The following is a 26,826-nucleotide window of genomic DNA, read 5'->3' as shown; positions in this document are numbered from 1 at the left end:
TTTTCGCTTAGTAATTGATGGGGAATCAGTTATAATTTAAAGAAGGAATGTATAAATGAGAGGTGAAAACAATGATTAACATCAATAACATGACCTATGAAATAATTGAGAATGAAAGGGAAGGCTATAACGAAGAAGCGTTTAAGGCCAGATACAGTGAGATTTTAACGAAATATGATTATATAGTAGGGGATTGGGGTTACGGGCAATTGAGGCTGCGTGGATTTTTTGATGATAATAATCAGAAAGCGACCTTTGATACGAAAATAAGCACGCTTAGTGAATATTTATATGAATACTGCAATTTTGGCTGTCCTTATTTCGTCGTGAAGAAAATAAAGAAATAAAAAGGCCAGAATTCACTCTGGCCTTTTATGTTAAGAGCTACCATATCCTTCATATGGAGGCTGTTCATCTTTTTCTGAATCATCATGTGTCGGATGAGCACCAGGATATTGTCGAGGTAAACCTTCGTGCAACGATTTATTTTCATAATTAAAGGCACTTTGATATCGTTGCCCTTCCTGCCACGGGGTGTTTTTATTCTGAACTGGTGCATCTTTAGCTATGGCTGATCCAAAAGGTCCTTCGGGAAATTCTTCAGGAATTAAATAATCCCTCTGTTTTTCGACATTGGAAAAATCGTGGTATTCTTCTTTGTCCAAGATAATCCCCCCTCATGTAATCGATCTTACATTCAGTAGGTTTCCCGTTTCAGGTAAAAAACTTCAGCACTCAGACGATTTCCATTAAAAAGTGACGCAGTTCTTCGGCTTCGGCTTCTGATAACTGAAAGGCATGCTCAAGATAGCCTTCCTCTTCTAAATCATCAGGCCCAATAATCGCGAAACGGTTACTCTGCATATTTAAAACAAGTTTCTTTCCATAAAAACGATCGGTAGTCGTAATGGCCAGGTCGAATCTTGATTCCTCTCCCATGAAGCTTATGAACCGGGTTTTTGAATCAACGACGTCATTGTATAAATAAAAACGATCTTCCATAGTATCATTCCCTTCTTAACTTCACATTTGTAGTTCCATCATAACAAAGTGACTTCAATAGGGGAACAGACATTTTACGGGGCTTCTGCATGAGAACCTCGTCGCTCCTCATGATGCTCCGGCAATCATTAAGCGTTCATCGATTAAATGAAAATGGTAAGAATATAAATGGGATCGTGAATTGGATTTCTTGGAGTTACTGTCGGGAAATGCAACACCCCGCTTCTGTTAGTTATTGGATGGTACAATGGTTGTGGTTGAAGGAATTGAGAGTAAGGGAGAAGCTATGGTATTATCAAGGAATAAGGTTGGTTCGGCACAGGGTTTTTACTATGCCGCTCATTCAACCAATGATTCCCTATATCATCTTAGATCAGAAAGGATCTGGAAAAAAATGTACTTTGTAGACCGCCAAAAGATTGAACAAATATTAGGTTTTCTTGAAAAGCAGCTTGGACTTTTTGAAGGGCATGATAATTGGGATGGAGATCTTTCGGAACTTATCGCTGAAAGGCTCATACAAACTTCCATCGATTCCGTGTTGGACGTAGGCAATGCGGTAATTGATGGTTTTATTATGCGTGATCCAGGAAGTTATGAAGATATTATCGATATCCTTCAAGATGAAAAAGTCATTTCTGAAGAAAAAGCGATACAATTCAAAAAGGTCTTGCCGCTAAGGAAAATGCTGGTTCAAGACTTCATTGAAGTGAATCACACAGAACTGCATGCCGTATTTTCGGAAAATATCGAGGCATTCAAGCAATTCCCGGATTTGGTGAGGAACTATTTAACAAATGAATTGGGACCTGTATCAGCTTTTAAAAACTAGCAGCGTTAGGAAGGCGAATTCAAATGAAGTCGTATAAAGGATATTTAATTGACTTGGATGGCACCATGTATCGCGGAACCGAACAAATTGCGGAAGCGGCAGGGTTTATTAATGACCTAAGGAAAAGGGATATCCCTTATTTATTCGTCACCAATAATTCATCCCGGACTCCGGCACAGGTGGCGGATAAATTGAGAAGCATCGGCATATCGACGGAAGATGACCAGGTTTTCACGACAAGCATGGCCACTGCCAATTACATAGCTGAACAAAAGAAAGATGCATCGGTTTATGTGGTAGGTGAAGAAGGCATCATAGAGGCTCTTAAGGAAAAAGGAATGAAGCTTGTGGAAGAGCATCCAGACTTTCTGGTAATGGGCATCGACCGCGGGGTCAATTATGAAAAGTTGTCAAAAGCCTGTCTTGCTGTAAGAAACGGCGCTGTTTTCATTTCGACCAATGGTGATATTGCCATTCCCACTGAGCAAGGCCTTTTACCGGGGAATGGTGCCTTGACCTCCGTAGTTTCCGTTTCGACCCAGGTACAGCCGATTTTCATTGGAAAACCTGAATCCGTCATAGTGGAGCAAGCTCTAAGAGTATTAGGGGTACCTAAAGAAGAGACAATCATGGTTGGAGATAACTATGATACGGATATCCTTGCCGGCATCAATGCAGGGATCGATACACTGCTTGTACATACTGGCGTAACGACAAAAGAACGCTTAAAGCAATATAAGGAGCAGCCGACGCATGTGGTGGACACCCTCGACTTATGGCGCTTTGAATGAAAAAAAACCAGGCCTGCGAATGCAGCCCTGGTTTTTTTATGTCGTGAATATCATATGTTTACTATTCCCCATTTTCGGTTCTATGGGCAAGACGGCTTGAAGCGGCAGCTGCAATTGCCCCAACGATATCATCTAAAAAGGTGTTCACCTTACCCGTGCTTTTATCGTTTAAATATTTTAAGATACCCGGCTTTTGTTTATCGATGAAACCATAGTTGGTAAAACCGATGGATCCATAAACATTCACAATTGAAAAAGCCAATATTTCATCGACCCCATATAGGCCTTCATCTATTTCAATGATGCTCTGCAAAGGCTCCTCGAGCAGTTTTTTCTCAGCTAGAATATCCAACTGAATGCCGGTAAGGATGGCATTTTGGACCTCGCGTTTTGAAAGGACCCGTTCGACATTGTGAAGGCAATCGGACATTTGGAGATTTTCATGGTAGCCAGATTGCAAATACATGACAAGCTCAGCGATATCCTCCAATTTCACTCCTCGTTCAATTAGCCATTTTCGAGCCGTTTTCTCAGACATTGATTGTTCAATATTAGCCATGTCATCACCCATTTCTCTATATTAAGTTCTAATGCAGGTAGTTTGATTTGATTAAACTGAAAACCCACGGAAGATGTTTTGATTGGAATTTCTAATAAGGTTTCGATAATCATTCAGAAAACGGGTTATTCCACATATATATAAGTTTATGATGTCCAATATTTCTATTATATCCATTTGATGAAGGGGGCCATTCCATGATAGAAGAAATCATTTTTAATAATTATGGTATACAGGTGGAGCTTGAAGAAGCCAATGTCAGGTTTCCAAGCTTCCGTTCAGGGAATATGGTGTACAGTATCGTTCCCATTGAAAATATGGAGCAGGAGGAATTAGTGGAACGTTATAAAATGTCTCAACATCTGATTTCACAAGGTGATCGTCACGTATCCGCCTTTGTCCTTGCCAATCATGGAAGCTATGTTTCGGAAGCGGATGAACAATTATTCATCCTTCTTGCCAATCAGGCATTGGAAGGTCCGAAAAATTTCAACCCAGGAAGACGTCTGGCAAGATTCCATCAGCGTGGGAGAACTATTAATGATACGATTCGAACATGTTCAAGGATTGGTAAATGGAAAGAACTCTGGGAACAAAGGATCGATCAGTTAGAAAAGATTTGGCGGGATAAGCTCAACGCCCATCCTGATAACCAGTTTGAAAAATTATTTATTGAAACCTTTCCCTATTATATGGTCCTAGGTGAAAATGCGATTCAATATTTAGTCGACACGGAAATCGATGATACCCCGCAAATTGTCGATAGTGGAACGGTATGTTATGAACGTTTTTTACATGATACCTGGAAAAGCAATAAGTGGATGAAAAATCCGTTCGATTGGGTATTTGACCACGGAACAAGGGATGTCGCGGAATGGGTGAGGGAACATTATTTTCAAAATGTGCATACCCATCAGCGGGGAATTGCCCATTTCTTTCACGAATATCAGTCCATAGAACCGTTCTCCAGCTTTTCGGCCCGGTTATTATATTCGAGGATGCTATTTCCCATTCATTACTTTGAAACTGTGGAAGAGTATTTTTCAAAAACGACGGAATCAAGGTCGAACCAATTGGAGGATAAAATATCTTCGATCACGAAATCCTCCCAACAATATGAGTCCTTCCTCAAACATTTTTATGAATTGGCAGAGGTCCCTGCCAAGCAATATGATTTGCCTAAAATTGACTGGATTTAGATAAAAACAGGAAAGAAATATGATTCATCCTTACTTACTATGTTATGATGATAACAAGATTTTTTAGAATAATTAGATATTTGATCACTACGGAAGGATGGGACCATGAAAAGATTGATGATGGCCGCCCTTATAGCCCTTTTAATCTTCCAAACGGCAAATCTTGCGAAGGCTGAAACGAAAACAGGCTGCGAAGCAACTCAATTCAAGATTGTCATGAAGTCTGAAGCGGATGTGAAAGAAAAGGCGTCGGCTGCAAGTAAAACGTTAAAAACCTATAAGAAAAATAAAGAATTATCGGCAAGCGGAAGAACTGGAAGCTGGTATAAGGTCTGTCACTCAAATAAGACCGCATATATCAATATGGCAGATGCAAAAGAGGTTTTCAGTTCCGGTGAAAAAGCCATTTTGAAGAAATTCGATGGGGGAAAGGGCGTTAACCAAGTTGTATCTGTGACAGGTAAAGCGATGAGTGATACGAAGGTCACGATCCAAACTTATGAGAAGAAACAAGGGGAATGGCGCCGGGCATTGAAGAAGATGGAGGGTGTCATTGGGAAGAACGGCTTCACGAAGAGCAAAAAAGAGGGTGATGGGAAATCCCCGGTCGGGATTTATTCATTTGGTACGGCCTTTGGAAGCGAAACGAAGCCGGCAGGAGTGAAAATGAGTTATAAGAAAACGACCAAATATGACTACTGGATTGATGATCAGACATCCACGGATTATAACAAGTGGAAAACCTATAAAGGAAATCCTGCAGGTAAATGGAAGTCTTTCGAAAGGATGAATCATGAACTCTATAAGTATGGGGCAGCCGTCAATTATAATACGAATCCCATCGTAAAAGGAAAAGGAAGTGCAATCTTTCTTCATATATGGAGAGGGAGTACAAAACCGACGGCTGGATGTACAGCCACGGCCGAAAAGAATGTCGTCAGTTTACTGAAATGGATGGATCCCGTGCAAAAGCCACATATTGTAATGGGTACAAATGATTCATTGAAGAGCGTTAAGTAATAAGGACCAAAATGGTTTCCCATAAAAAATTTAGCTTTACCCGTTCTTACTCGTTCAAGGGATGGACGAAAAAAGTTCGTGCATCCATCTTTTCTAACTATTGATAATTATATGAATTAAACTTATAATGTCTACTATACAAATACAAACGTCTTCTTCAGGCAAACAGTTTTTAAGGGGGAACCAAAATATGAAAGCCATCTCGATCGGTTTATTGGGGTTAGGTACAGTTGGATCAGGAGTCGTACAAATCATTGAAAGCCATCAGGACAAGCTCATGCACCAAGTGGGCTGTTCCATATCCGTTAAGAAGATACTAGTCAAGGACACGACGAAGGAGAGGCTTGTCGAGATCGATAAAGGTATGTTAACTGACAATCCTGAGGATATCCTTTCGAATCCCGAGATTGATGTTGTAATAGAAGTGATGGGTGGAATCGAAGAAACACGCGGTTATCTGATAGAGGCAATAAAGAATAAAAAGCATATCGTTACGGCCAATAAAGACCTAATGGCTTTATATGGACCGGAATTGCTGGAATTGGCCACCGAGAATCAATGTGATTTGTTCTATGAAGCAAGTGTTGCAGGGGGAATTCCGATTTTACGCGGACTTGTGGATGGACTATCTTCTGACCGCATCACGAAAATGATGGGAATCGTCAATGGAACGACAAACTTCATACTAACGAAAATGAGCAAGGAAGGCAGAGCTTATGATGACGTATTGAAGGAAGCTCAGGAGCTGGGATTTGCTGAAGCCGATCCGACTGCCGATGTAGGAGGTTTGGATGCGGCCCGTAAAATGGCGATTCTTTCCACACTCGGATTCTCCATGAACATTGGCTTGAATGATGTTGAGGTACAGGGCATTACCGAGATATCCGAAGAGGATTTGAGATATAGTAAGAAGCTTGGTTATACAATGAAATTGATCGGCGTCGCTTCGAGGGCAGGGGATAGGGTCGAAGTAAGTGTCCAGCCTGCACTTCTTCCTGAAGAACATCCGTTAGCATCAGTAAATAATGAGTATAATGCGGTATACGTTTATGGGGAAGCCGTAGGGGAAACGATGTTTTACGGACCGGGGGCTGGCAGTCTTCCTACTGCGACTGCAGTCGTTTCGGATATGGTGACCGTCATCAAGAATATGAGGCTGGGCGTAAATGGCCGCAGTGCCGTTTCACCTCAGTTCCCGAAACAATTAAAAGATGCGACTGAGATTTTCGCTAAGTTCTTCATTCGATTACATGTTCAAGATGAAGTTGGCGTTTTAGCCAAAATCACGAATTTATTTGCCGAGCATGGCGTAGGATTCGATAAAATCCTTCAATTGCCTCTGGATGAAAAGGAATCTTCCGAAATCGTATTGGTTACGCATACTGCCACAAAGGCTGCATTTGAGCAAATAATACAGAAATTAAATGATTACAATATGGTAAGAGAAGTGAAAAGCACATACAGAGTTGAAGGAGAGGACATCAAATGAGCTGGCAAGGACTTATAAGCACGTATAAAGATTTTTTACCCGTTAATGAAAACACACCTGCACTAACCCTTTTGGAAGGGAATACACCTTTAATCAGACTGAATCGATTATCCGAAGAGTGGGGAATCGACTTACATGTAAAATACGAAGGGGCAAATCCAACTGGGTCGTTTAAAGATCGCGGAATGGTCATGGCCGTCGCCAAAGCGATAGAAGAGGGCAGCGACACGATCATCTGTGCTTCCACCGGGAATACATCAGCAGCTGCAGCAGCTTATGCGGCCCGTGCCAACCTGCGCTGTATCGTTGTCATCCCGGAAGGTAAAATTGCTATGGGCAAGCTTGCCCAAGCCGTTATGTATGGAGCGGAAATCATCTCGATCGAAGGGAACTTCGACCAGGCTTTAAAAATCGTCCGTTCGCTTAGTGAGAGCTCACCGATAACTCTTGTGAATTCGGTCAACCCATACCGGATTGAAGGGCAGAAGACAGCGGCTTTCGAAATTTGTGATGCACTCGGCTCGGCACCGGATATTTTGGCTCTTCCTGTCGGGAATGCAGGTAATATAACTGCTTACTGGAAAGGGTTTAAAGAATATAACGAATCGAAACAAACGGGCCTTCCTGAAATGAGAGGGTTCGAAGCTGAAGGTGCGGCTGCGATTGTCCGGGATAGCATCATTGAAAATCCAGAAACGATTGCAACAGCCATCCGGATTGGAAATCCTGCAAGTTGGAACTTTGCTGTTGAAGCAGCAAATGAATCCAAAGGCAAAATCGATGAGGTGACAGACGAAGAAATTCTGGAAGCTTATCATTTCCTTGCTAAAAAAGAAGGGGTATTTGCAGAGCCGGCATCTTGTGCTTCCATTGCAGGTATCTATAAACAACTAAAAAGCGGTGAAATCAAAAAAGGAAGTAAGGTTGTTGCTGTATTGACTGGAAATGGATTGAAAGATCCGAATGTGGCAGTCGATACAAGCACGATTCAACCGACATTGCTGCCAATGGATGAAGAAGTCATTTTAGAACATCTGCAGGGTGTGAAGCAGGCATGAGTGCAGAATCGGAGATGTTCTTGATCCGTGTACCAGCAAGTACGGCCAACTTAGGCCCAGGATTCGATTCCATCGGCTTGGCGTTAGGTCTTTACTTGGAAATACATGGATCTTCATCAGATCATTGGGAAGTCGTTCCACTTTCAGAGGAAATGTCTGTTTTTCCAAGGGATGATCGTAATTATATCGTCCAGATTGCCAAGGAAACGGCGGCTTCCTATGGAAAGGAACTATCCCCATGCCGGCTTTTCGTCTCAAGCGAAATTCCGCTGGCTCGGGGTCTTGGAAGCAGTGCCTCTGCCATTGTGGCGGGGATTGAATTGGCGAACATCGTTGGTGAACTTCATTTATCCGATGATGAAAAGAATAGGCATGCTTCCCTTTTTGAAGGGCATCCGGATAATGCGGGGGCATCTGTGTATGGTGGATTGGTCGTGGGCCTTCATACGGATGAAAGAACGGATGTCGTGTCGTTTCCGATCGAGGGAGTTAAGGTGATAGCTGTCATTCCCAATTTTGAATTGCTTACTGAGGATTCAAGAAATGTCCTTCCGAATTCGCTTTCCTATAAAGATGCGATAAGCGGAAGTGCAGCCGCAAATGTTTTGCTGGCGGGAGTTCTATCAAAAGATTGGAAGCTTGTTGGTGAAATGATGCAAAGTGATCGCTTCCATCAACCATATAGGGCGGAGTTGGTCCCTCATTTAGCGCTTATAGAAGAAGTTGTCCTTAATGAAGGCGGATTTGGTGCAGCACTAAGCGGAGCAGGACCAACTGTTTTATGCTTGGCATCGGCAGAAAAAAGTGAAAGTTTGCTCACTGGATTGAAGGAAAGGTTTCCGGAATTTCTTGTGAAAGAATTGGAAATCGATAATGATGGCAGTTATACGGCAATCCTTTCAGAACAGGAAAAAAAGGAATTGAAATTTTTGGAATCGTAAGCCATGTTCATATACCGTCCAATAAAAAAGCTGACTCGCGTCAAGCCGTATCAATTCATTTGATAGGGCAAAAGCCGAGTCAGCTTTATTTTTATTACAGACCAGGAAAAGTTCCGGCCTGCATGAAAAAGGTTGAACGTGTATAGATGAAGTAATCCTTCATCTATACGCTGCATGTTATTTAAAGGGCTATTAGAAAACTTGTTCAACTTCCACTACACCAGGAACTTCTTCAAGAAGGGCACGCTCAATCCCAGCTTTTAGCGTAATGGTCGAACTAGGACAGCTTCCGCAGGCTCCTAGTAATCGTAATTTTACAATTCCATCTTCTACGTCAACTAGTTCACAGTCACCGCCATCACGAAGAAGAAACGGACGAAGCTTATCTAGGACTTCTTGAACTTGAACTTCCATTGTTTGTTCAGACATTGCAATCGACTCCTTTCCTAATCATATTATAAAGCGAAGGTAGTAAAAAATCCAACTGTAACTTTGCGGAAATATAATCTATATTATTCTGGTATGATGGAAACAGGTGAAGTTTTTAAACATTATTCAAAATGAAGCAAATATACTAAAATGAAGGAGGAAGAGTATGGTAATTAAAGAAATTGAGATAGAAGTGTATGGAGCGGAGCAAATTTGCGCGAGTTGTGTGAATCTCCCTTCTTCGAAAGATACCTGTGAGTGGCTTGAAGCCGCTTTAACGAGAAAGTTTCCTGAGCAGAAATTCAAAATATCCTATATAGATATGTATAATCCCCCAGAAACGCTGAAGCAAAAGAACTTTGCCGCGAAGATGATCGAAGAAGATTTGTTTTATCCACTGGTCCTCATCGAAGGTGAAATCATTGCAGAAGGAAATGTGCGTCTCAAAAAAGTGGTGGAAACAATGGAAAAATACGGATATACGATGCAAGTGTGATATATAATGGAAGAAATAAGAAAAACTGACCTAATGAGCTGCATGCAGCTCATTGGGTCAGTTTAACTGTATCATGGGTTGGAATCAACCGTTATGGTATTTATACATCCAGAGGATGCCTGATTTCATTAGGCGTGCCACTCTGCCTGTGATTGGGCGATTTGCAACAAGACCAAAACCTTGTTTCTTCCCAAGGGAACCTAATGTTCCTTTTAATTTCATTGTAGGGAAGCTTTCCGGAAGTGGTTCATTTGCCCATTTCTTCACAAGAACTTGGACGATTTGCTCTGCTTGGGACTCCGCTAATTGAGCACTAGGCGCATGAGGCAGGCTCGCACAGTCACCGACGACAAAGATGCTGTCATCATTAGGTAGGAAATGCTGAGGAGTCAGAACAGCTCTTCCTTGACGGTCCTTTTCAATATCCATATCGCGGATGATCTTACTTGGCTGAATTCCAGCTGTCCATACGATGACGTCGCTTTGAACGGCTTCGTCGCCATTATAAAGAAGGTTTGGCTCAACTTTCGTTATATTTGAATGATGGACGATCTCGATTGTATGTTTATCGAACCATGATTCAACAAAAGTACTTAATCTTTCTGGGAATGCAGATAGAATATGCGGTCCACGGTCGAATAGCTTAACGTTTAAATCTGAACGGCTTTCAATCAATTCACTTGCAAGCTCAACACCACTCAGTCCGCCACCAACGATAGAAACGGTTGCACCAGCACCTAAATTATTCAAAGCTGAATATGTGCTTCGTGATTTATCGATTGTTTGGATACTGTAAGTATGTGTGTCTGCACCAGGAATATCGTGGTATTTATCTTCGCAGCCAAGGCCAATGACTAAATCATCATAAACGACAGGATCTTGATTTTCTATAATGACCTGTTTATTTTCCATATCGATGGAAAGTACTTCTCCGTATACGTTCTTCAAGCGAGGATGTTCAGGAAATGCAACACGGATGTGCTGATCTGGAATGGTACCTGCTGCTAAAGCATAATATTCCGTTTTTAAGCAGTGATAAGGATTACGGTCGATAAGCGTGATGCTCACATTTTCAGGAAGCTGATTAGGCAGCAATCTTTGCAACATGCGCATACCACCATACCCGCCACCAAGTATGACTAGATTCTTCATATGATTTTTCCCCTTTATTTGATCTCTTGAAAATTTGATAAGCATTTAACTATAGGATTCCCCCAAATGGTCCCCTTTAAAGTTTAAATAAATATATATACCCCAATTAGTAACAAGAATAAAAAATTAGATAATTTTCTTTTTTTACGTACCCCGACAAAAGTATAACGAATATAAAAGGAAATCACAACCGATATCTTGAAATCGGCTGATTTTTTATGCGTAAATATTGACTGTATACGGGAAAAGTAATAAGATGGTTTGTTAGTAACTGTGAGGTGAAACAATGTACCCGATTATTGAATTTTGTGTAAGCAATCTGGCCAGTGGCGCTCAGGAGGCTCTGGAAAGATTGGAGCGGGATCCGAATTTAGATATCATAGAATATGGTTGTCTGGGATATTGCGGCAGATGCTCCAGTAACTTATATGCTCTTGTAAACGGTGAAGTGGTTTTTGGTGACACAACGGATGAATTGGTGGATAAAATATATAAGTACATTGATGAATATGAAATGTTCTAATCATCAATGGCGAAGTAAAAAGGCTGTTCCTCGATGGAACAGCCTTTTTACTTAGTTTTGCAGCATTAGTATAAACTAATTTTTTGGTAAAATAGGTGGGGGAATATGAATATTTTCAAGCTGGAAAATTGAGCGTGGGAATTTCTTTGGTATATACTATAAAGAGAAATAGTTCTATCTCACATATCAGAAGAAGGAGGGATTTATTGTGAGTGAAGTTGTTCAAATAACGGAAGCTGCCGCTTTTCAGATAAAAGAAATGATGAAACATAATGGCGAAGAAGGTTCATTTTTAAGAGTGGCCGTTAAAGGCGGAGGCTGCAGCGGATTATCCTACGGAATGGGTTTTGAACAAGAGCCTGGGGATAAAGATAGCCAGCTGGAACAGTTTGAAATTAAGATCCTTGTTAATGCCGAGGATGCAGATATATTGAATGGAACGGTAATTGATTATAAACAAACGATGATGGGCGGAGGCTTTACGATCGAAAACCCAAATGCTATCGCTTCATGCGGTTGCGGGTCTTCCTTCAAAACGGCAAAAAATGCCGGTACGCCGGAGAATTGCTAACGGTTGGCTGACGGTCAGTGATCGGTAAGTTAAACGATGGGGATTACGTATTTACTCTTCGGAGGGTTACGTTCTAAACCCCTAGCTAATTCGATATCAACTCATATATTTGACGCTTCTTGACGTATTTAACGATACGTTGGGAGGCGTCTTTTTTATGTCCGAAGAAAGGGAAATCAAGCAGCGAAGGGCTAAGGTTGCCAAGCGTGCGAACGTCACATCCGATATCCAGCCGATGGCGCTAGAGCCTGCGTGGAACTACTTTATTACTGCAAAGATCGGTGAAGGTATCCGGGATAGGATACGTGATGATTAACCGAACACATGGCGTTAATTTACCGGATGGCTTGACGAGGAAAATTACTTCAATACGGTGTCTTTAATAAATGAAGATCCTTCAAAAATGAAGGATCCCCCTAAATGTTATTACTCGATGCGAAGGGCTTGGATGTAAATGACAGTACCAGGTTCGTTCTCTTCGTCTCCGAATCGGGCACAACAAGTATTGTTGTCAAAGGCACGGAAGATAACATCTTCAAGAACTGTGCCTCCAGATAAAAAAACGTCTACTTCTGTACCAGGACTCCTTAGTAAATTTTATTTTGTTATAATGAAAATAAAATCTTAACGATTATTAGGAGATAAAATGTTCAAAAAAATTAAAACTTGGGCGAGGGATCTAAAACGACAGATTTTTATCCTTTACTTTGCTTGTAAAGATGCAAGAGTGCCTTGGTATGCAAAAGTATTTACGGCTTGTGTTGTAGCTTATGCATTCAGTCCGATTGACCTAATACCTGATTTTATACCCATTCTTGGCTACTTAGACGATGTAATTCTCGTTCCGATAGGGATAATGATTGCATTAAAGCTGATACCAAAGAATGTATTAACCGACTGTGAAGTTAAGGCAGAGGAAATGATGAAAAACGGTAAGCCGAAGAATTGGATAGTGGGCTCTATAATAGTATTGATTTGGGGCTTGATTATAATATGGGCTATTATAAATATTTATCGCTTAATGAACTAACGGATGCTTTACTTCAATAAGTGAGGTTGCTGCGGCAACGTTTTTTCTTACGGAACTAAAGGAGCAGGTTACTTCAAGAAGGAAAATTACAGACAGATATAGAAACTAGCATTTACTACTTAGGTGGGAGGATCTACAGACGCTTGCTCGAGGAGGCTTGGCAGACAGTCGGCGGAAAGGGAGCTGATTTCTGAAATCAACTAACACGTTTTTATAGAAAAAACTGTAGGAAAACTCGCTTTTCTTTGAATTTGTCTACAGTCTAGTCCAGGGGCACTTTAACAAGTGTCCCCTTTTTAATGTTTAGTTGATATTGTACAGGGCCTCTTTGATTGGGAGGGTGCCGCTGAAAATCTCGAAAGTTTTATTGAATGTTTTTTCCTCTGTGACTGATTGGGCAAGAACGGCGGCGACATCGGCCCTTGGAATGGATTTATTAGTATGATCCACTTTCTCATCCGCAAAGATTTTTCCGATGGCTTGTTCATTTGTCAAAGCAACCGCCCGGACAATCGTGTATGTCAGCCCGCTTGCTTTTAAATGTTCATCGGCATCATGCTTTACTTCGAGATAATGTCGCATTCCTGCTTGGGCTTGTTCCGGATTATCAGAACCGACAGAGCTTAACATGACAAAACGTTTGATACCCTTCTTCTTGGCGGCATCAACTAGTTTAATGGCTCCATTCTTATCCACAGCTGTCGTTTTATCCGGCCCTGTTTTTGGTCCAGATCCGGCGGCAAAAATGATGGCTTCCATGTTATCCACTGCTTTATCCACATTTCCCTCTAAATCTGCAAGGATTGGATGCCCGCCGAGTTCTTTTATCGTTTGAGCCTGTTCCTCTTTCCGGATCATCCCGTATACAATCATATGCGGATTTTTTGATAATTCCCCAATGATCTGTTTTCCGGTCGTTCCGTTGGCTCCTGCAATTAAAATATTCATATATGTGCATTCCCCTTTCATGGCTTATCCTACTCTTTACCCTTAGAATGACAAGGATAAGCACTGTGGATAACTAATGGAAATAAGTTATCCACAATCATCGAATTGGGGACAACAAAAAACCCGGCTGTGAAAGCCGGGTTTTTGCGTGATTTTAAAACATGGAAGAGCTGTGCATCGGCTGAACTTTGGCTTTTGGGTCAATATATTGTTTGGCGTGATTGACGGCAGTGGGTGCCTCACCAAAACCACTTGCAATCAATTTTACTTTGCCATCATATGTTGCAATATCACCTGCTGCATAAATTCCCGGGATATTCGTTTCCATTCTGGAATTCACCAAAATACTGTTCTTCTGGATATCGAGTCCCCATTCCTTAATGGGACCAAGGGAAGAAACGAAGCCGTAGTTGACGATGACTGCATCTACCTCCATCGTCTCTGTATCTTCACCATTTGTATCCTTGATGACAATTGTATGGATCCGTCCGCCTGTACCAATCAACTCTGAAGGTATGTATGGAGTCTTTATTTCAACTTTTGAATCTTTAAGTGTTTCTACACTATGTTCGTGGGCACGGAATTTATCCCTTCTGTGTATGATGCTCACTTTCTCGGCGATAGGCTCCAGCATCAGGGCCCAGTCCACTGCTGAATCTCCACCTCCGAAGACCACCACTTTTTTGCCGGCAAAATGATTGAGGTCATCGATGAAATAGTGAAGGTTACTGCTTTCATATTTTTTTGCATCATCAATTTCGATGCGGCGGGGTTGGAAAGCCCCATTCCCAGCTGTGATGATAATCGTTTTGGAGTAATGGATTTCTTTATCAGTCGTTAACTTGAAAACTCCATCGGCTTGCTTTTCCACTTCTTGAACGGCCTGCTCCAGGACAACATCCTGCTCGAACTTTGCCATTTGTTCTTTCAAATTATTCACTAGCTCCTGAGCGCGCACTTTGGGGAAACCAGCGATATCATAGATGTATTTCTCAGGATAAAGGGCCGACAATTGTCCGCCTAATTGTGGTAGGCTCTCGATGATTTTTACGGATGCCTGTCTCATTCCCCCATAAAATGCAGTGAATAATCCAACTGGGCCTCCGCCAATGATGGTAATATCATAAACTTTTTCATTAACTTCCAACGTTATCCCTCCGATATACTAGGTTTGCTGAAATTTATTCTCTTATTTTAACATAGATGATCTTTTAAAAAACGGGTAAAGTTAGAAAAGTGAGAAAGTTTTGACTATATATAGGCGGTTTTATGATGAATGTTCTTTATTCTCTTTCAAAAGTGGGTAAAATTACTCTTTACCAATGTTAAGCATATCGTTTAAATATGGTTCGGAACTGGGTGAAAAGTAACGCTTTTTGGCTTTATTTTAACCCGAAAAAGTTCGGTTTGTTACTTGAAAAAGGTATGGAAAAAGACTAATATTTACTTATACATCATTTGGTAAAATTTTTATGAATTTTTTATGACATTTATGAAGTGTTACGTGAAATACGTCACAAATGTATAAGAGTGCTTTTTATAATGGAAATTAATAAGATAGACAATATATTTTAGTTATGGAAAGCATCACAAGAAAATATCGTAAAGGTGGACGAATACTTTTGAAAAAGCCAACTATCGTTGTTTTGGGAGCAGGTTATGGTGGATTGATGACTGTTACTCGCTTACAGAAGGCATTAGGTCAAAATGAAGCAGAAATCGTATTAGTTAACAAAAATGATTACCACTATGAAACAACATGGCTGCATGAAGCATCCGCTGGAACTCTACATCATGATCGTGTGCGCTATCCAATCAAAAGTGTCATTAACAGCAAAGTTAAATTCATCCAGGACTCTGTTTTGGAAGTGAAAACAGAGAACAAAAAAGTCATCCTTGAAAACGACGAAATTTCTTATGATTACTTAGTGATTGGACTTGGACCAGAATCGGAAACATTTGGAATCCAAGGGCTAAAAGAATATGCTTTCTCTATCTCTAACGTGAACACTGCACGAAAAATCCGTGACCATATCCAATTGCAATTCGCCACGTACAGTACTGAGGTCGAGAAGAATGAAGACCGCTTGACGATCGTTGTTGGAGGAGCAGGATTTACGGGTATCGAATTCCTTGGCGAATTGGCTAACCGTGTCCCTCAACTTTGTAAAGAATACGACATCGATTTCCAAAAGGTCCGTATGTACTGTGTGGAGGCAGCACCAGCCGTCCTCCCTGGCTTCGATCCGGAATTGGTGGATTATGCAGTATCTTACCTTGAGAAAAAAGGTGTGGAATTCAAGATCGGTACACCGATCAAGGGGGCGACTCCCGAAGGCATCATCGTGGCAAAAGGCGAAGATGAAGTGGAAGAAATCAAAGCGGGGACCGTTGTATGGGCAGCTGGCGTACGTGGAAACTCCGTGATAGAGGCTTCCGGTTTTGAAGCTATGCGCGGACGTATCAAAGTGAACCTTGACATGCGGGCACCGGGTCATGACGATATTTTCATTGTGGGGGATTGCGCTTTGATCATCAACGAGGAAATTAATCGTCCATATCCACCTACTGCCCAAATCGCTATGCAGCAAGGTGAGGTCATTGCGAAGAACCTGACTAAATTGGTTCGTAATGAAAGCGACCTTGAAACGTTCACTTTCGAAAACAAAGGAACGGTATGTTCACTTGGTGAAGACAACGCGATTGGTGTTGTTTTCGGCAAGAAAGTTACAGGTAAGACTGCATCATTCATGAAGAAAATGGTTGATAACAGAGCATTGTTATTGATTGGCGGAGCTTCCCTTGTTGCAAAAAAAGGTAAATTCAACGTCCTTTAATTTTTTCGGTATATAAAATAATGGCCATTTGGGGATTGTCCCTGAATGGCTTTTTCATTCGAATCTCATCCATCGATGAGTGTGTCATAGTGGAGAATGCACTTTTCTTAAGTGGAATATAATGGGGATAAGAATGATGAAGCTGCATCAAGAAAGTCCTTACCTTTGGCACTGTTTGGAGTTTACACTAATTATAAAGAATGTGGGGGAAGGATTTTGGAACGATGCAAAAATGTTTGGCTGGCAGTGTCCGGCCTTGTGATATCTGATAAAGGTGAGTGGCTGGTCGTGAATAAAAGGTATGGCGGATTGAAAGGGCAATGGTCGCTTCCGGCAGGTTTTGTCAAAAATGATGAAACCGTTGATGAAGCTGTCGTACGGGAAGTGTTGGAGGAGACGGGTATTCAAACAGAAATCGAAGGCATTGTAGGAGTGAGAAGCGGAGTCATCAAAGGGGATATAAGTGATAATATGTTGATATTTTTACTTAAACCGGTCAGTTTTGAAGTAACCGCTCAATTGGATGAATTATATGAAGCTAAATTTTATGACCCTGATTTACTCATGCAGGAGGGGAAGCAATCTTTACTATTAGAACAGCTTTTAGCTTTTAAAAAGGAAAGAATGCAGACGATGCTTGACGGGTTGAACCCGGGAGATCAATTTGGATATACATCATATAAATTATTCATGTAATTTGGGTAATTATCTTTTCTTCGGCATTATTTGGTATAAGTCGTTGACGCAGCAATTATTTTTTCAGTAAACTAAAGGTGTCGCTTTTAAGGAGGGTCAAGAATAACATGCCATTGCCTGTTTTAATTATCTCAATACTCTTATTTTTCATATTGTTTTTCGGAATTGGCTTTTTGCTGAATATGCTCTTTCGCTCTTCTTGGATCATGGTCATCTTATTTCCAATCGTCTTCATCATCATTGTCAATGAAACAAAGCTAATAGAATATTTTAGAAATCCGGGAATCTCTTTTTCCAATCTTGGAACAAGCCTTACATCCCTTCATACGGCAGACATCATTATTTTATCAAGCGGGCTGCTTGGCGCGGTTTTAGCGGGTGTGGTCATCAGGATTCTAAGGAAAAAAGGATATCAAATGTTTTGATAATGGAAAGGGCCGTCATTTATGGACGGTTCTTTTTTTGTAAGAAAAATTGGATCTTTCCATGCTTTATGAATACTTTCACTCTGGAAAGGGAACAAATATCCTTGTGAGAGGAGTGGAATTAATACATATGAAGATTGTAAAGGCATTATTTTTGAGGGTTGCTATTATCATATTATTTATCTTGGCCATCGAATCAACCTTAAATCATGTTTTTGGGGCTGTGCCTGAAGATCATCCTTTTGACGAGGCAATGAGACAACATCGAATGCTTGGTCTCGAATATAAAGCGATCCATAGTGGAGGTCAAGTGGCAACGCTAATGGCATCGGCATCCACGAGCAATGGTCCCACGACGATAGCGGAGGCAATCGAGCTCTCGAAATACCCGAAGCATGAAGTTTTGGCTACAGGATATACAGCAGGGTATGAATCGACAGGAAAGTACCCGGAAAGCCCATCCTATGGAATCACTTATTCAGGGGTGAAGGTGAAACGGGATCTGTTTTCCACCATTGCCGCCGATCTTGCCGTATTCCCTCTCGGAACCATACTTTGGATTCCGGGCTATGGTTATGGGGTTGTAGCGGACAAGGGCGGTGCGATCAAAGGAAACCACCTGGACCTATACTACGAAACGGTACAAGATGTATACGAGAACTGGGGCAAGAAAACCCTTGAAGTATATGTTGTGCAAAAAGGGAATGGCGAGTTATCTGAAGAGCAGTTAAGCAAGTTGAATGAAACCAAGATCAAGCAGGTATTCAAGCCGAAAATTGCTGAGAAAACATTGAACGAGAATGTAGCTTCCTTTGCTTTTTAATGATTGATGGACAATCGGAGAAAGTGAAGGTGAAAGGCTGCCTCGATTGAGGCAGCCTTTTTGATTGTCTGTTTCAGTTGGGACGCCCTTAGGCCATGCTTTTGTAGGCTTCAGGATGCAGGGTCTTTGCCAATTTGTAAAGACCATCCAGCAAACGCGGAGAAGGCCGGCAGAATAATGGTTCTTCCATGATGTGAATATTGTTATTCCGGACGGCCTTCATATCAGACCACCCTTTCCGTTTCTTGACCAGCTCTGGGTTTACTTTTCGTAAAGGGACACCGACCCAAGCTAAGCAAATATGGTCGGGATCCTTTTTTTGGACATCTTCGGAAGTGACTTGAATGCTTGCCATGTCTACATCTTCGAAAAGGTTATATCCTCCCGCAAGCGTGCTGATCTCGGATAACCAATTAACTCCCCCTGGGCTGAATAAGGGATTAGGCCACCATTCCCAATACAGGGACGGCTTTGTTTCGATTTTGTCGGCGACGTTTTTATATTGAAGGATGGCATCACGGAATTTGGCAGCCTGTTCCTCTGCTTTTTCCTTAAGATCCATGGCCTCGCCCAAGGTCAGTAAATCTTTTGCGATATCTTCAAGTGATTGCGGGTTGAAGATGATATGGGGGATGTTCCGTTCTTTTAACCCCTCAATATTTTTTTCCATGCCCGGTACACTCAGTGAAGCCAGCACCAAATCGGGTTTTAGTGATTCAACATGATCGATGTCGATCGATAAATCGGGCCCAACCTTAGGAAGGTGCTGTATGGTTTCAGGCCAATCAGAGTAGTCATCGATGGCGATCAGCTGATCTTCAATCCCTAGATATGTGCATAGTTCCGTATTGCTGGGGCAAAGAGAGATTATTTTCAAATTGAACACCTACCCTTGAAAGATGAAAAAGTGAAGTGCCAGTGCAATGAATACTCCGGTCAAGGCTCCGAAAAATACCTCGATTGGCTTATGGCCCAACAGTTCCTTTAATTGTTGCTGTTTCTGTTTATCTTCTTTTTTCTGCCAGTTCTTTGCTTGCTCGACAAATGTATTGAAGTCGGTAACGAGCTGGTTCAAGACGGCTGCCTGTTCTCCTGCCTGCCGTCTCACTCCTGTCGCATCGAACATCGTGATGACTGCAAAGATCGTGGCAACCGCAAATACAGGGGAATCCATTCCGGTTTCGATCCCTACCGCTACGGTTAGGGCTGACACGGCCGCAGAGTGGGAGCTTGGCATACCGCCTGTGGAGTTAATGAGTGACCAGTTCACTTTACGAAATGCTATGAAGTGGATGGGCACTTTAATGAATTGAGCAAAGAAAATGGCAATCAATGCTGCGATTAAAGGGAAGTTGAGTAATAATTCCAAGAGTATCAGCCTTCTTTCTAGTTATAAGTAAAGATGAAATCCATATCTGGGTAAATACATCCTGCTCGGAATAAGGCCCTTATTATTAGTTCCATTCAGTCCTGTCGATTCCCTGCTGGTAATAGCAAAATATGATCTTTCTTATACTATTACTCTAAAGTCACCCATTCTAAACAATATCCCTTTTTATTATTATTTACGTGGGCCTTATTCGAAAATTTTTGAAGATTTCGTTATAATGAATGTAATTGAATGGAGGAGGTAGCAGAATGTTCACAGTAAAAGGTTCCCTGAATATAGATTTGATTGACGAATGCCTGATTCTAGGCGTATTTGACAGACCCGTAAAATTTACAGGCATAGGAAAAGAAGCGGATGAACGATTGGACGGCCAGCTAACAGAGTTAGTGAAAGCCGGAGAAATCTCTTCCAAGAAAAAATCGGTGGTCAAAATACATACATTAGGTAAATTAAGCGTAAAGAGATTGATTTTTGTAGGGTTGGGCAAGGAAAAGGAGCTATCCTTTGAAACCCTCCGCGAAGCGTTTGGGAAGGCGCGTAAGACGATTAATGAATCCAAGATTACGACTCTTTCGATCGCTTTGGATACATTCACGACTGAAAATCTGGATGCATTGGACGCAGCGCATGCTTGTTCCGAGGCTTTCGAACTTGCTTCCTATAAATTTGACGGATATAAGCAAAAATCGAACCAGGTCGAAAAAAGCCTCGAATCGATTACGGTTTACAGTGAATATGATCAAGAAGAGGTCGGTGCCGCGCTTCATGTAGGGAGAATCTTCGGAAGGGCGACGAACTCAGCCAGAACATTGGTCAACACACCAGGCAATTTGTTGACTTCCACGGATTTGGCGGATTATTCATCCGCATTGGGCGAACGTTATGGTTTTGAAGTGGAGATACTCGAGAAGGGAGATATGCTCAAGTTGGGAATGGGCGCACTCCTTGCTGTCAATAAAGGTTCGGTCGAGCCTCCGAAAATGATCGTCCTGAAGTATCAAGGTAAGGATGAATGGAAGGATGTTATCGGGCTGGTCGGTAAGGGCATCACATTCGATACGGGTGGATACTCATTGAAAACGAAGGCTGGAATCGTTGGGATGAAGACGGATATGGGCGGTGCGGCGGCAGTTTTAGGTGCAATGGAAATTATCGGCGAATTAGGACCGGATCAAAATGTCGTGGCTGTCATTCCATCCACTGATAACATGATCAGCGGTGATGCATTCAAGCCGGATGATGTGATCACTGCCATGAGCGGCAAGACGATAGAGGTATTGAATACGGATGCGGAAGGCCGGCTGGTTTTGGCGGATGCCATGACTTACGCTAAACATCATGGTGCTGACTATCTTATTGACGTTGCCACTTTAACGGGCGGTGTAATAACGGCGCTGGGCATGGATATGACGGGTGCAATGACAAATGATACGGAATTCTATGAGCAAGTGGTCAAAGCCTCAGAGGAGGCCGGGGAGCCCATTTGGAGATTGCCGATTACAGAAAAGGATAAAGAACGGGTACGCAATAGTAAAATGGCGGATTTGAATAATTCACCTGGAGGGGCAGGACATGCGATCATGGGCGGGGCCTTCATCGGCGAATTTGCTGAAGACACTCCGTGGGTTCATCTGGATATCGCCGGAACTTCCACAACCTCGAGCAGCTCCGAATTGTGCAGGGCGGGGGCTACCGGTGTCATGGCACGAACGCTTGCACTATTGGTTGAAACCTTTGAAACGAAAACAAGATGAACCCAAATATCCGAAGCCGAAAATAGGCTTCGGTTTTTTTACCAAAAGAGTGTGGTGAACGTTATACATCACTCCATTTCAAGCTGACGATGATATGACAATTTTCTTCTCCCGCTTTAGGATAGAAATCAAAACGGATCCCATCGGGGTTATACGTGATATCAGGTTCGTTCTTAATTCCTATCTTTCGGATCATATCGATCACGACACTCTTTTCCGATGCTTGGGCAGCAGTCATCAACCGGTTCGAGAAAGGCTTCGATGTGGCTAAAGTATCCATGACTTTTTTTACATCAAGCATTAAAGATTGCGAGGTCTTTGCCGATTTAACCAGCAGATCTGGGTTGGGTGCCGAGTAGGGACGCAATGTTCCTTCCCGCTCCCGATTCATATTCATTGCCCCGACGTGAGGCGGAAATAGAATAGGGTCATAAAAAAAATAAGGGAAATCCTCCAAAAGGTTTCCGTCCTTTCTTTAAGTCTATCTATAGACACGTTTTCGTTATACGTTAAAATATGTATAAAGGCCAGCCGATATGATAGCGGTTTGTGAATGACCTTTCTTCTGCAAAAAAAACTTCTTGTAAATTATGACCAAAGACACACTATTATTTGTAAACTGCTTCATTGACAGGTATAGTGTATAGTAATATACTTACTTACCTAAAGTAAGGAGAAGGCACACTATAAATTATAAAATAGGTGATGTTAACATGAAAATAACCGAGGAAACAAAAAACCTTTTAATAGATAAAATGAATATCATCAAAACTCCGGGAAAAGCTGATATATGCCTTGTGGGGCCTGTGAACCTGCCTGTTGAACAAGGAGATTTCTCAACGGTTTTCCAATGGTATACATGGCTTCAGCTTGACGGCGCGGATAATGACAAGGAAGCGGTGCTTGATTCGCTTTCGGAAGCCAATCTCGCTTTTGGACAGCAATCCTCCGTATTGGTGTATGGAGATTTTAAAAATTCCGAGGATGCACTTGTCCGGATGCATAGCATCTGTCACACGGGTGATATCTTCGGCAGTAAACGCTGTGATTGCGGCTACCAGCTCCACCAATCGATGAAGATGATAGCCGAGCATGGGTGCGGGGCCATCTTTTACCTTGCGGACCATGAAGGAAGAGGGATCGGCCTGTTTTCCAAGTCTCTTGCCTATTTGCTTCAGCAGGAGGGTTATGACACGGTCGAGGCGAATGAGGCTTTAGGATTCGAAGATGATACGCGATCTTACGAGGGAGCCATTCGAGTGCTGAGCGAACTGCGCGAGGATCCGGTGACTTTAATCACGAACAACCCGAAAAAGCTGGACGCCCTCATGAAGCATGGACTTGCGGCAAAGGACCATATTCCGCTTTGGGGCGGTTTGACGGAAGATAATAGTTTCTATCTGGATACAAAAGTTAAGAAGTCTGGACATATCCCCCAAAAGAAGCCAACTTTGATTGTATAAGGAGAGCTATAGTATGAATGATGATCAATATTACATGAAGCTGGCACTGGATTTGGCGGCCAGTGCAAAAGGAAAGACGAATCCGAATCCAGTGGTCGGTGCAGTCATAGTCAAAGACGGTGTGATAGCCGGGACAGGGATCCACCGTAAAGCCGGTGAACCGCATGCGGAAGTACATGCATTCAAAATGGCGGGTGAGTATGCAGAAGGTGCAACGCTATATGTGACTCTTGAGCCTTGTTCGCATTATGGAAAGACACCCCCTTGTGCAAATTTGGTGAAAGAATCAGGTGTGCGGCGAGTTGTGGTGGCTACTCAAGATCCGAATCCGGAAGTAGCCGGCAGAGGGATATCGATCATCAAGGATGCGGGCATTGAAGTGGAAGTTGGCATCCTGGAAAAGGAAGCTCAAAGGCTGAATGAGCGTTTCATTCACAATATGCTGACGAATCGGCCCTTTGTCATATCGAAGTATGCGATGACGCTCGATGGAAAACTTGCAACCCACACAGGCCATTCAAAATGGATAACAGGGGAACAATCACGTCATTCTGTTCATTTGCTGCGTGATGAGGTGGATGCCATTCTTGTTGGTATCGGGACTGTATTGGCCGATGATCCATCACTGACGACCAGACTTCCGGAAGGCGGAGGGAAAAATCCGATCCGGATCATTTTAGACAGTGAATTACGTGTTCCCTTGGATGCCAATGTTGTACAAGTATCAGATGCGAAAACCTTGATCGTAACGCATGAAAATGCATCCGCGGATAAAATGGACATTTTACGTGAAAAAGGGATCGAATTCATTTTCGTCCCTAAAAACGAGACTGGACTGAATCTAAGGGTTTTGATGGAAGAACTATATAAAAAAGGGATTACGGATGTCTTGCTGGAAGGCGGAAGCGAAGTGAATGCCTCTTTCCTTAGGGAAGGGCTCATCGATAAGTACTTGATTTATATAGCTCCTAAACTATTGGGCGGAAGAAACTCACTAACACCGTATACTGGAATGAATGTTGATACGATGGATGAAGCGATGGATGTTTTCTTCTCTGGCGTGGAAACATTTGGTGAGGACATACGCATCACGGCTTATCCTAAATAAAAATAGACAACAGGTGAAGAGGCATGTTGGTTAAATCAGATGTATGCATAGTAGGTTCAGGACCTGGAGGAGCCCTGCTGGCCTACCTATTGGCCAAGCAGGACATTTCAGTCGTATTGCTTGAGAGGCATTCTGAAGTTTCAAGGGAGTTCAGGGGCGAGTTCTTGAACGATGAAGGAGAGGGCATTCTTAAAAAGCACGGTTTATTCGAGAGTGTGGAAAGACTAGGCTTGCTTAGGATGGAACAAATTGAATATTGGAATGACGGCCAATTATTCAAAAGGATTTTCCCTGATTGGCCTGTCGATCATGTTGGGATACATGTCCCTCAAAATCATCTGCTTACAGCTATATTGAATGAAGCTGAAAAGCTGGACTCTTTTCAATTGATGATGAATACGAGGGTTACGGACTTGATACAAAATGAAATGGGCCGTTTTACGGGTGTCAAGGCTCGAAATGGCGGAAATGACCTGGAAGTGCAAAGTTCATTGATAATCGGAGCGGACGGCAGATTTTCCATCGTTCGAAAAAAAGCGGGAATTCCAGTGGAGATTAAAAATCATGGTTATGATTTACTGTGGGCAAAAATTCCAGCTCCAGAGGGATGGAAGCCTTCGATCAAGATGGCATTGGTCAATGGCTCACAGGTTGCCCTCTTCACTCAGGCTGGAGGTTTCATCCAAATTGGCTGGAATATAGAACATGGTTCGTTTCCCCATTTGCGAAAACAGCATTTTGATCCGTTCATTGAAGATTTGCTTTTATCCTTTCCTGAATTAAAAAAGGTTGTGAGTGAAAATATCCGCTCTTGGCATGACTTCATTTTATTGGATGTTTACAGCAGCTATTGTGAAACATGGACAAAGGATGGCGTTGCTTTATTAGGTGATGCAGCCCATACGATGACACCTACAGGTGCGTTCGGACTCAATTGTGCCATGAAGGATGCCGATATATTAGCCGAGCTTATTTCTGGATGCATCCTGCAGGGGGATACTGGTTTCCTGGGGCTAAAAATGGCTGAGCCAAAAAGAAAAGCCGAAATTGAAAGATTACAGGCCATTCAGGTGGACAAGGAAGTTTCCTTCGCATCACAGTTTGCCGCCGCTTATGTTTAAATGGGAGTGAAGGATATGAAATTCGGTTTTGATATTGACGATACCCTTATTAACTTGAGGGAGTTCGCGTTTCATCTTTATAATGAAAAGCTTAATACGAACATAGAGATAACGAAATTCAGAGCTTTAAAGACGTTGGAGATCCATGAAGCTTTCGGGCTTGATAAAGAGGCTGGGGGCAAGATGTGGAACAGCCTTGCCGAGGAAGTGTATTATTCATCCTGTCCAGCCTTCGAGGGCGCAGTGGAAACGCTGCAGGAGCTTGAACGCGATGGTCATGAAATCTATTACATCACCGCCAGAAAAGCGGAGCATGGTGAACGGACGAAAAAATGGCTGATTGAAAACGGCTTTCCGGTTAAGGATGACCATTTTTACTGCGGTATGAAGGATCATGAAAAAATTGATACGATCCGCAAATTGGAATTGGATTATTATTTTGATGATAAACCGGCAGTGCTGGAAACTTTATTGGATATTCCAACGAAAGTGTATGCAATTGATAACTCCTATAACAGGGAATTGGATATTCCAAGGCTGACAAGCTGGCTTGAATTAAAAGAAATCCTCTCCAAATAATACAATTCATATTATTGACGGATGACTTAATAGACTTGGGTCATCCTTTTTTTGTATACTGATATGAATAGTGATTCATTTTTTTAATGTACATGGTAAGAAAAAAACATGAGAGTTAGGGGTAATGGGATGGAGAGAAATATTGAAAAGTCATTGATAGGCACGCTTGGGATAGAAATGAAAGAAGTCGGTGATGGGAAAGTCATTGCGACGATGCCTGTGGATGAACGAACTAGGCAGCCGTATGGTTTATTGCATGGGGGAGCTTCTGTTGCCCTTGCGGAATCTGTTGCAAGTTTTGGCGGCATGCAGCTGGTGGATAGTACAAAACAAGCTGTCGTCGGCCTTGAAATCAATGCCAATCATGTAAGGGGCGTCCGTTCCGGTTTTGTTACCGCAGAAGGGAACATCATCCATCGCGGGAGGACGACGATGGTATGGGATGTGAAAATCCATGATGAAGAGGATCATCTTATCTGCGTTTCACGCTGTACATTGGCCGTTATCGACTTACCAAAGCCAAAGTGAATCAAAAGAACAATCGTAATAAAGTGGTGTAATGATTCTACAATGTCCGGTTTAAGTATAAT

The 26,826-nt window shown here is 42.2% G+C and carries 33 protein-coding genes and 1 pseudogene; 23 read left to right on the top strand and 11 right to left on the bottom strand.

The window, feature by feature from the left end; all coding sequences use genetic code 11:
• Positions 1-71 precede the first annotated feature (71 nt).
• On the top strand, positions 72-347 hold the full coding sequence (locus tag MKY17_RS25955) for a YutD family protein (protein WP_076368161.1): 276 nt from the start codon (positions 72-74) through the stop codon (positions 345-347).
• A 30-nt stretch (positions 348-377) separates the two neighbouring features.
• On the opposite strand, the gene MKY17_RS25950 is transcribed toward MKY17_RS25955, so the two are convergent.
• Positions 378-668, bottom strand: a complete 291-nt coding sequence (locus tag MKY17_RS25950) for a cytosolic protein (RefSeq protein ID WP_098371476.1) — start codon at positions 666-668, stop codon at positions 378-380.
• A gap of 67 nt (positions 669-735) precedes the next feature.
• On the bottom strand, positions 736-1,002 hold the full coding sequence (locus MKY17_RS25945) for a DUF3055 domain-containing protein (protein WP_098371475.1): 267 nt from the start codon (positions 1,000-1,002) through the stop codon (positions 736-738).
• A 247-nt stretch (positions 1,003-1,249) separates the two neighbouring features.
• On the opposite strand from MKY17_RS25945, the gene MKY17_RS25940 reads away from it, so the two are divergent.
• Entirely contained in the window at positions 1,250-1,834 is a 585-nt protein-coding gene (locus tag MKY17_RS25940) for a HepT-like ribonuclease domain-containing protein (protein ID WP_339201082.1), read from the top strand.
• 23 nt (positions 1,835-1,857) lie between these two features.
• The gene (locus MKY17_RS25935) at positions 1,858-2,625 is read left to right on the top strand and encodes a TIGR01457 family HAD-type hydrolase (RefSeq protein ID WP_098371474.1); all 768 of its coding nucleotides are present in this window, start codon (positions 1,858-1,860) and stop codon (positions 2,623-2,625) included.
• A 61-nt stretch (positions 2,626-2,686) separates the two neighbouring features.
• Here the strand turns inward: MKY17_RS25935 and MKY17_RS25930 are convergent, their stop codons facing one another.
• Entirely contained in the window at positions 2,687-3,184 is a 498-nt protein-coding gene (locus MKY17_RS25930) for a phosphatidylglycerophosphatase A (RefSeq protein WP_098371473.1), read from the bottom strand.
• Between the two features lie 197 nt (positions 3,185-3,381).
• On the opposite strand from MKY17_RS25930, the gene yutH reads away from it, so the two are divergent.
• The 5 genes from yutH (at position 3,382) to thrB (ending at position 8,891) form a co-directional block, all read left to right on the top strand.
• Positions 3,382-4,383 carry a spore coat putative kinase YutH gene (gene yutH, locus MKY17_RS25925; RefSeq protein WP_098371472.1) on the top strand — a complete coding sequence of 334 codons (1,002 nt, stop codon included), beginning with the start codon at positions 3,382-3,384 and terminating at the stop codon, positions 4,381-4,383.
• A gap of 105 nt (positions 4,384-4,488) precedes the next feature.
• The gene (locus MKY17_RS25920) at positions 4,489-5,403 is read left to right on the top strand and encodes a L,D-transpeptidase family protein (protein ID WP_286177033.1); all 915 of its coding nucleotides are present in this window, start codon (positions 4,489-4,491) and stop codon (positions 5,401-5,403) included.
• A gap of 190 nt (positions 5,404-5,593) precedes the next feature.
• Positions 5,594-6,892 carry a homoserine dehydrogenase gene (locus tag MKY17_RS25915; RefSeq protein ID WP_098371471.1) on the top strand — a complete coding sequence of 433 codons (1,299 nt, stop codon included), beginning with the start codon at positions 5,594-5,596 and terminating at the stop codon, positions 6,890-6,892.
• Complete coding sequence (thrC, locus tag MKY17_RS25910) at positions 6,889-7,950, top strand: threonine synthase (protein ID WP_098371470.1); 1,062 nt, start codon at positions 6,889-6,891, stop codon at positions 7,948-7,950. Before MKY17_RS25915 ends, thrC begins: the two co-directional genes overlap by 4 nt.
• Positions 7,947-8,891: a homoserine kinase gene (thrB, locus tag MKY17_RS25905; protein WP_098371469.1), complete on the top strand. Its 945-nt coding sequence runs from the start codon at positions 7,947-7,949 to the stop codon at positions 8,889-8,891. The genes thrC and thrB overlap by 4 nt, the downstream gene beginning before the upstream one ends.
• Positions 8,892-9,083: 192 nt before the next feature.
• On the opposite strand, the gene MKY17_RS25900 is transcribed toward thrB, so the two are convergent.
• The gene (locus MKY17_RS25900) at positions 9,084-9,320 is read right to left on the bottom strand and encodes a NifU family protein (RefSeq protein WP_034310199.1); all 237 of its coding nucleotides are present in this window, start codon (positions 9,318-9,320) and stop codon (positions 9,084-9,086) included.
• 166 nt (positions 9,321-9,486) lie between these two features.
• On the opposite strand from MKY17_RS25900, the gene MKY17_RS25895 reads away from it, so the two are divergent.
• Entirely contained in the window at positions 9,487-9,816 is a 330-nt protein-coding gene (locus MKY17_RS25895; protein ID WP_098371468.1) for a YuzD family protein, read from the top strand.
• A gap of 84 nt (positions 9,817-9,900) precedes the next feature.
• Here MKY17_RS25895 and MKY17_RS25890 read toward each other — a convergent pair whose 3' ends face one another.
• Entirely contained in the window at positions 9,901-10,968 is a 1,068-nt protein-coding gene (locus MKY17_RS25890) for an NAD(P)/FAD-dependent oxidoreductase (RefSeq protein ID WP_098371650.1), read from the bottom strand.
• Positions 10,969-11,254: 286 nt separating this feature from the next.
• On the opposite strand from MKY17_RS25890, the gene MKY17_RS25885 reads away from it, so the two are divergent.
• The 3 genes from MKY17_RS25885 to MKY17_RS25875 all read left to right on the top strand — a co-directional run bounded on the left by MKY17_RS25885 (position 11,255) and on the right by MKY17_RS25875 (position 12,378).
• Positions 11,255-11,491 (top strand): YuzB family protein, encoded by a 237-nt coding sequence (locus tag MKY17_RS25885; protein WP_098371467.1) that lies wholly within the window; start codon positions 11,255-11,257, stop codon positions 11,489-11,491.
• A 208-nt stretch (positions 11,492-11,699) separates the two neighbouring features.
• Positions 11,700-12,062: an iron-sulfur cluster assembly accessory protein gene (locus tag MKY17_RS25880; RefSeq protein WP_098371466.1), complete on the top strand. Its 363-nt coding sequence runs from the start codon at positions 11,700-11,702 to the stop codon at positions 12,060-12,062.
• A 157-nt stretch (positions 12,063-12,219) separates the two neighbouring features.
• Positions 12,220-12,378: a hypothetical protein gene (locus tag MKY17_RS25875; protein WP_179891058.1), complete on the top strand. Its 159-nt coding sequence runs from the start codon at positions 12,220-12,222 to the stop codon at positions 12,376-12,378.
• A gap of 110 nt (positions 12,379-12,488) precedes the next feature.
• Here the strand turns inward: MKY17_RS25875 and MKY17_RS25870 are convergent.
• Positions 12,489-12,641, bottom strand: a pseudogene (locus MKY17_RS25870) (hydrolase); the annotation flags it as partial.
• A 67-nt stretch (positions 12,642-12,708) separates the two neighbouring features.
• Here MKY17_RS25870 and MKY17_RS25865 point away from each other — a divergent pair.
• Positions 12,709-13,092 carry a YkvA family protein gene (locus MKY17_RS25865; protein WP_098371465.1) on the top strand — a complete coding sequence of 128 codons (384 nt, stop codon included), beginning with the start codon at positions 12,709-12,711 and terminating at the stop codon, positions 13,090-13,092.
• A 303-nt stretch (positions 13,093-13,395) separates the two neighbouring features.
• On the opposite strand, the gene MKY17_RS25860 is transcribed toward MKY17_RS25865, so the two are convergent.
• Together MKY17_RS25860 and MKY17_RS25855 are read right to left on the bottom strand one after the other, a co-directional pair.
• Positions 13,396-14,040, bottom strand: coding sequence for an SDR family oxidoreductase (locus MKY17_RS25860; RefSeq protein WP_098371464.1), 645 nt, complete (start codon positions 14,038-14,040; stop codon positions 13,396-13,398).
• A gap of 154 nt (positions 14,041-14,194) precedes the next feature.
• Positions 14,195-15,187: an NAD(P)/FAD-dependent oxidoreductase gene (locus MKY17_RS25855; RefSeq protein ID WP_098371463.1), complete on the bottom strand. Its 993-nt coding sequence runs from the start codon at positions 15,185-15,187 to the stop codon at positions 14,195-14,197.
• Positions 15,188-15,662: 475 nt separating this feature from the next.
• Between MKY17_RS25855 and MKY17_RS25850 the strand changes: the two genes are divergently transcribed.
• The 4 genes from MKY17_RS25850 (at position 15,663) to MKY17_RS25835 (ending at position 18,821) form a co-directional block, all read left to right on the top strand.
• Positions 15,663-16,877 carry an NAD(P)/FAD-dependent oxidoreductase gene (locus MKY17_RS25850; protein WP_098371462.1) on the top strand — a complete coding sequence of 405 codons (1,215 nt, stop codon included), beginning with the start codon at positions 15,663-15,665 and terminating at the stop codon, positions 16,875-16,877.
• 216 nt (positions 16,878-17,093) lie between these two features.
• A complete protein-coding gene (locus MKY17_RS25845) occupies positions 17,094-17,573 on the top strand; it encodes an NUDIX hydrolase (RefSeq protein WP_076368524.1) in 480 nt (159 codons plus the stop codon).
• Positions 17,574-17,680: 107 nt separating this feature from the next.
• Positions 17,681-17,998, top strand: coding sequence for a YuiB family protein (locus MKY17_RS25840; RefSeq protein ID WP_098371461.1), 318 nt, complete (start codon positions 17,681-17,683; stop codon positions 17,996-17,998).
• 130 nt (positions 17,999-18,128) lie between these two features.
• Positions 18,129-18,821, top strand: a complete 693-nt coding sequence (locus MKY17_RS25835; RefSeq protein ID WP_098371460.1) for a 3D domain-containing protein — start codon at positions 18,129-18,131, stop codon at positions 18,819-18,821.
• A gap of 88 nt (positions 18,822-18,909) precedes the next feature.
• Here MKY17_RS25835 and MKY17_RS25830 read toward each other — a convergent pair whose 3' ends face one another.
• On the bottom strand, positions 18,910-19,698 hold the full coding sequence (locus MKY17_RS25830) for a cobalamin-binding protein (RefSeq protein ID WP_098371459.1): 789 nt from the start codon (positions 19,696-19,698) through the stop codon (positions 18,910-18,912).
• Positions 19,699-19,707: 9 nt separating this feature from the next.
• Positions 19,708-20,190 carry a divergent PAP2 family protein gene (locus MKY17_RS25825; RefSeq protein WP_098371458.1) on the bottom strand — a complete coding sequence of 161 codons (483 nt, stop codon included), beginning with the start codon at positions 20,188-20,190 and terminating at the stop codon, positions 19,708-19,710.
• A gap of 269 nt (positions 20,191-20,459) precedes the next feature.
• Here MKY17_RS25825 and MKY17_RS25820 point away from each other — a divergent pair, with 269 nt between their 5' ends.
• Positions 20,460-21,965 (top strand): leucyl aminopeptidase, encoded by a 1,506-nt coding sequence (locus MKY17_RS25820; RefSeq protein WP_098371457.1) that lies wholly within the window; start codon positions 20,460-20,462, stop codon positions 21,963-21,965.
• Positions 21,966-22,026: 61 nt separating this feature from the next.
• Here the strand turns inward: MKY17_RS25820 and MKY17_RS25815 are convergent, their stop codons facing one another.
• The gene (locus tag MKY17_RS25815) at positions 22,027-22,356 is read right to left on the bottom strand and encodes a hypothetical protein (RefSeq protein ID WP_141992975.1); all 330 of its coding nucleotides are present in this window, start codon (positions 22,354-22,356) and stop codon (positions 22,027-22,029) included.
• Between the two features lie 322 nt (positions 22,357-22,678).
• Between MKY17_RS25815 and MKY17_RS25810 the strand changes: the two genes are divergently transcribed.
• From MKY17_RS25810 to MKY17_RS25790, 5 genes are all read left to right on the top strand, one after another.
• Positions 22,679-23,428, top strand: coding sequence for a GTP cyclohydrolase II (locus tag MKY17_RS25810; protein WP_098371455.1), 750 nt, complete (start codon positions 22,679-22,681; stop codon positions 23,426-23,428).
• A gap of 13 nt (positions 23,429-23,441) precedes the next feature.
• Positions 23,442-24,536, top strand: coding sequence for a bifunctional diaminohydroxyphosphoribosylaminopyrimidine deaminase/5-amino-6-(5-phosphoribosylamino)uracil reductase RibD (gene ribD, locus MKY17_RS25805; RefSeq protein ID WP_098371454.1), 1,095 nt, complete (start codon positions 23,442-23,444; stop codon positions 24,534-24,536).
• Between the two features lie 23 nt (positions 24,537-24,559).
• On the top strand, positions 24,560-25,657 hold the full coding sequence (locus MKY17_RS25800; protein ID WP_098371453.1) for an FAD-dependent monooxygenase: 1,098 nt from the start codon (positions 24,560-24,562) through the stop codon (positions 25,655-25,657).
• A gap of 15 nt (positions 25,658-25,672) precedes the next feature.
• Positions 25,673-26,236: an HAD family acid phosphatase gene (locus tag MKY17_RS25795; RefSeq protein ID WP_098371452.1), complete on the top strand. Its 564-nt coding sequence runs from the start codon at positions 25,673-25,675 to the stop codon at positions 26,234-26,236.
• A 129-nt stretch (positions 26,237-26,365) separates the two neighbouring features.
• Positions 26,366-26,764, top strand: coding sequence for a hotdog fold thioesterase (locus tag MKY17_RS25790; protein WP_098371451.1), 399 nt, complete (start codon positions 26,366-26,368; stop codon positions 26,762-26,764).
• The last annotated feature ends 62 nt before the right edge of the window (positions 26,765-26,826 follow it).

The sequence above is a fragment of the Peribacillus sp. FSL P2-0133 genome, assembly GCF_037975445.1.
GTDB lineage: Bacteria > Bacillota > Bacilli > Bacillales > DSM-1321 > Peribacillus > Peribacillus simplex_E.
This window is presented reverse-complemented; position numbering and strand designations above follow the sequence as displayed.

What these genes read in the sequence shown, in the direction of transcription:
- MKY17_RS25930 (WP_098371473.1), bottom strand. Translation starts at nt 3,184, where the DNA reads ATGGCTAATATTGAACAATCAATGTCTGAGAAAACGGCTCGAAAATGG.
- MKY17_RS25945 (WP_098371475.1), bottom strand. Translation starts at nt 1,002, where the DNA reads ATGGAAGATCGTTTTTATTTATACAATGACGTCGTTGATTCAAAAACC.
- MKY17_RS25865 (WP_098371465.1), top strand. Translation starts at nt 12,709, where the DNA reads ATGTTCAAAAAAATTAAAACTTGGGCGAGGGATCTAAAACGACAGATT.
- MKY17_RS25840 (WP_098371461.1), top strand. Translation starts at nt 17,681, where the DNA reads ATGCCATTGCCTGTTTTAATTATCTCAATACTCTTATTTTTCATATTG.
- yutH (WP_098371472.1), top strand. Translation starts at nt 3,382, where the DNA reads ATGATAGAAGAAATCATTTTTAATAATTATGGTATACAGGTGGAGCTT.
- MKY17_RS25940 (WP_339201082.1), top strand. Translation starts at nt 1,250, where the DNA reads ATGGTTGTGGTTGAAGGAATTGAGAGTAAGGGAGAAGCTATGGTATTA.
- MKY17_RS25835 (WP_098371460.1), top strand. Translation starts at nt 18,129, where the DNA reads ATGAAGATTGTAAAGGCATTATTTTTGAGGGTTGCTATTATCATATTA.
- MKY17_RS25790 (WP_098371451.1), top strand. Translation starts at nt 26,366, where the DNA reads ATGGAGAGAAATATTGAAAAGTCATTGATAGGCACGCTTGGGATAGAA.
- MKY17_RS25795 (WP_098371452.1), top strand. Translation starts at nt 25,673, where the DNA reads ATGAAATTCGGTTTTGATATTGACGATACCCTTATTAACTTGAGGGAG.
- MKY17_RS25820 (WP_098371457.1), top strand. Translation starts at nt 20,460, where the DNA reads ATGTTCACAGTAAAAGGTTCCCTGAATATAGATTTGATTGACGAATGC.
- MKY17_RS25815 (WP_141992975.1), bottom strand. Translation starts at nt 22,356, where the DNA reads ATGAATCGGGAGCGGGAAGGAACATTGCGTCCCTACTCGGCACCCAAC.
- MKY17_RS25800 (WP_098371453.1), top strand. Translation starts at nt 24,560, where the DNA reads ATGTTGGTTAAATCAGATGTATGCATAGTAGGTTCAGGACCTGGAGGA.
- thrC (WP_098371470.1), top strand. Translation starts at nt 6,889, where the DNA reads ATGAGCTGGCAAGGACTTATAAGCACGTATAAAGATTTTTTACCCGTT.
- MKY17_RS25920 (WP_286177033.1), top strand. Translation starts at nt 4,489, where the DNA reads ATGAAAAGATTGATGATGGCCGCCCTTATAGCCCTTTTAATCTTCCAA.
- MKY17_RS25935 (WP_098371474.1), top strand. Translation starts at nt 1,858, where the DNA reads ATGAAGTCGTATAAAGGATATTTAATTGACTTGGATGGCACCATGTAT.
- MKY17_RS25875 (WP_179891058.1), top strand. Translation starts at nt 12,220, where the DNA reads ATGTCCGAAGAAAGGGAAATCAAGCAGCGAAGGGCTAAGGTTGCCAAG.
- MKY17_RS25890 (WP_098371650.1), bottom strand. Translation starts at nt 10,968, where the DNA reads ATGAAGAATCTAGTCATACTTGGTGGCGGGTATGGTGGTATGCGCATG.
- MKY17_RS25955 (WP_076368161.1), top strand. Translation starts at nt 72, where the DNA reads ATGATTAACATCAATAACATGACCTATGAAATAATTGAGAATGAAAGG.
- MKY17_RS25885 (WP_098371467.1), top strand. Translation starts at nt 11,255, where the DNA reads ATGTACCCGATTATTGAATTTTGTGTAAGCAATCTGGCCAGTGGCGCT.
- MKY17_RS25860 (WP_098371464.1), bottom strand. Translation starts at nt 14,040, where the DNA reads ATGAATATTTTAATTGCAGGAGCCAACGGAACGACCGGAAAACAGATC.
- MKY17_RS25915 (WP_098371471.1), top strand. Translation starts at nt 5,594, where the DNA reads ATGAAAGCCATCTCGATCGGTTTATTGGGGTTAGGTACAGTTGGATCA.
- thrB (WP_098371469.1), top strand. Translation starts at nt 7,947, where the DNA reads ATGAGTGCAGAATCGGAGATGTTCTTGATCCGTGTACCAGCAAGTACG.
- MKY17_RS25895 (WP_098371468.1), top strand. Translation starts at nt 9,487, where the DNA reads ATGGTAATTAAAGAAATTGAGATAGAAGTGTATGGAGCGGAGCAAATT.
- MKY17_RS25810 (WP_098371455.1), top strand. Translation starts at nt 22,679, where the DNA reads ATGAAAATAACCGAGGAAACAAAAAACCTTTTAATAGATAAAATGAAT.
- ribD (WP_098371454.1), top strand. Translation starts at nt 23,442, where the DNA reads ATGAATGATGATCAATATTACATGAAGCTGGCACTGGATTTGGCGGCC.
- MKY17_RS25900 (WP_034310199.1), bottom strand. Translation starts at nt 9,320, where the DNA reads ATGTCTGAACAAACAATGGAAGTTCAAGTTCAAGAAGTCCTAGATAAG.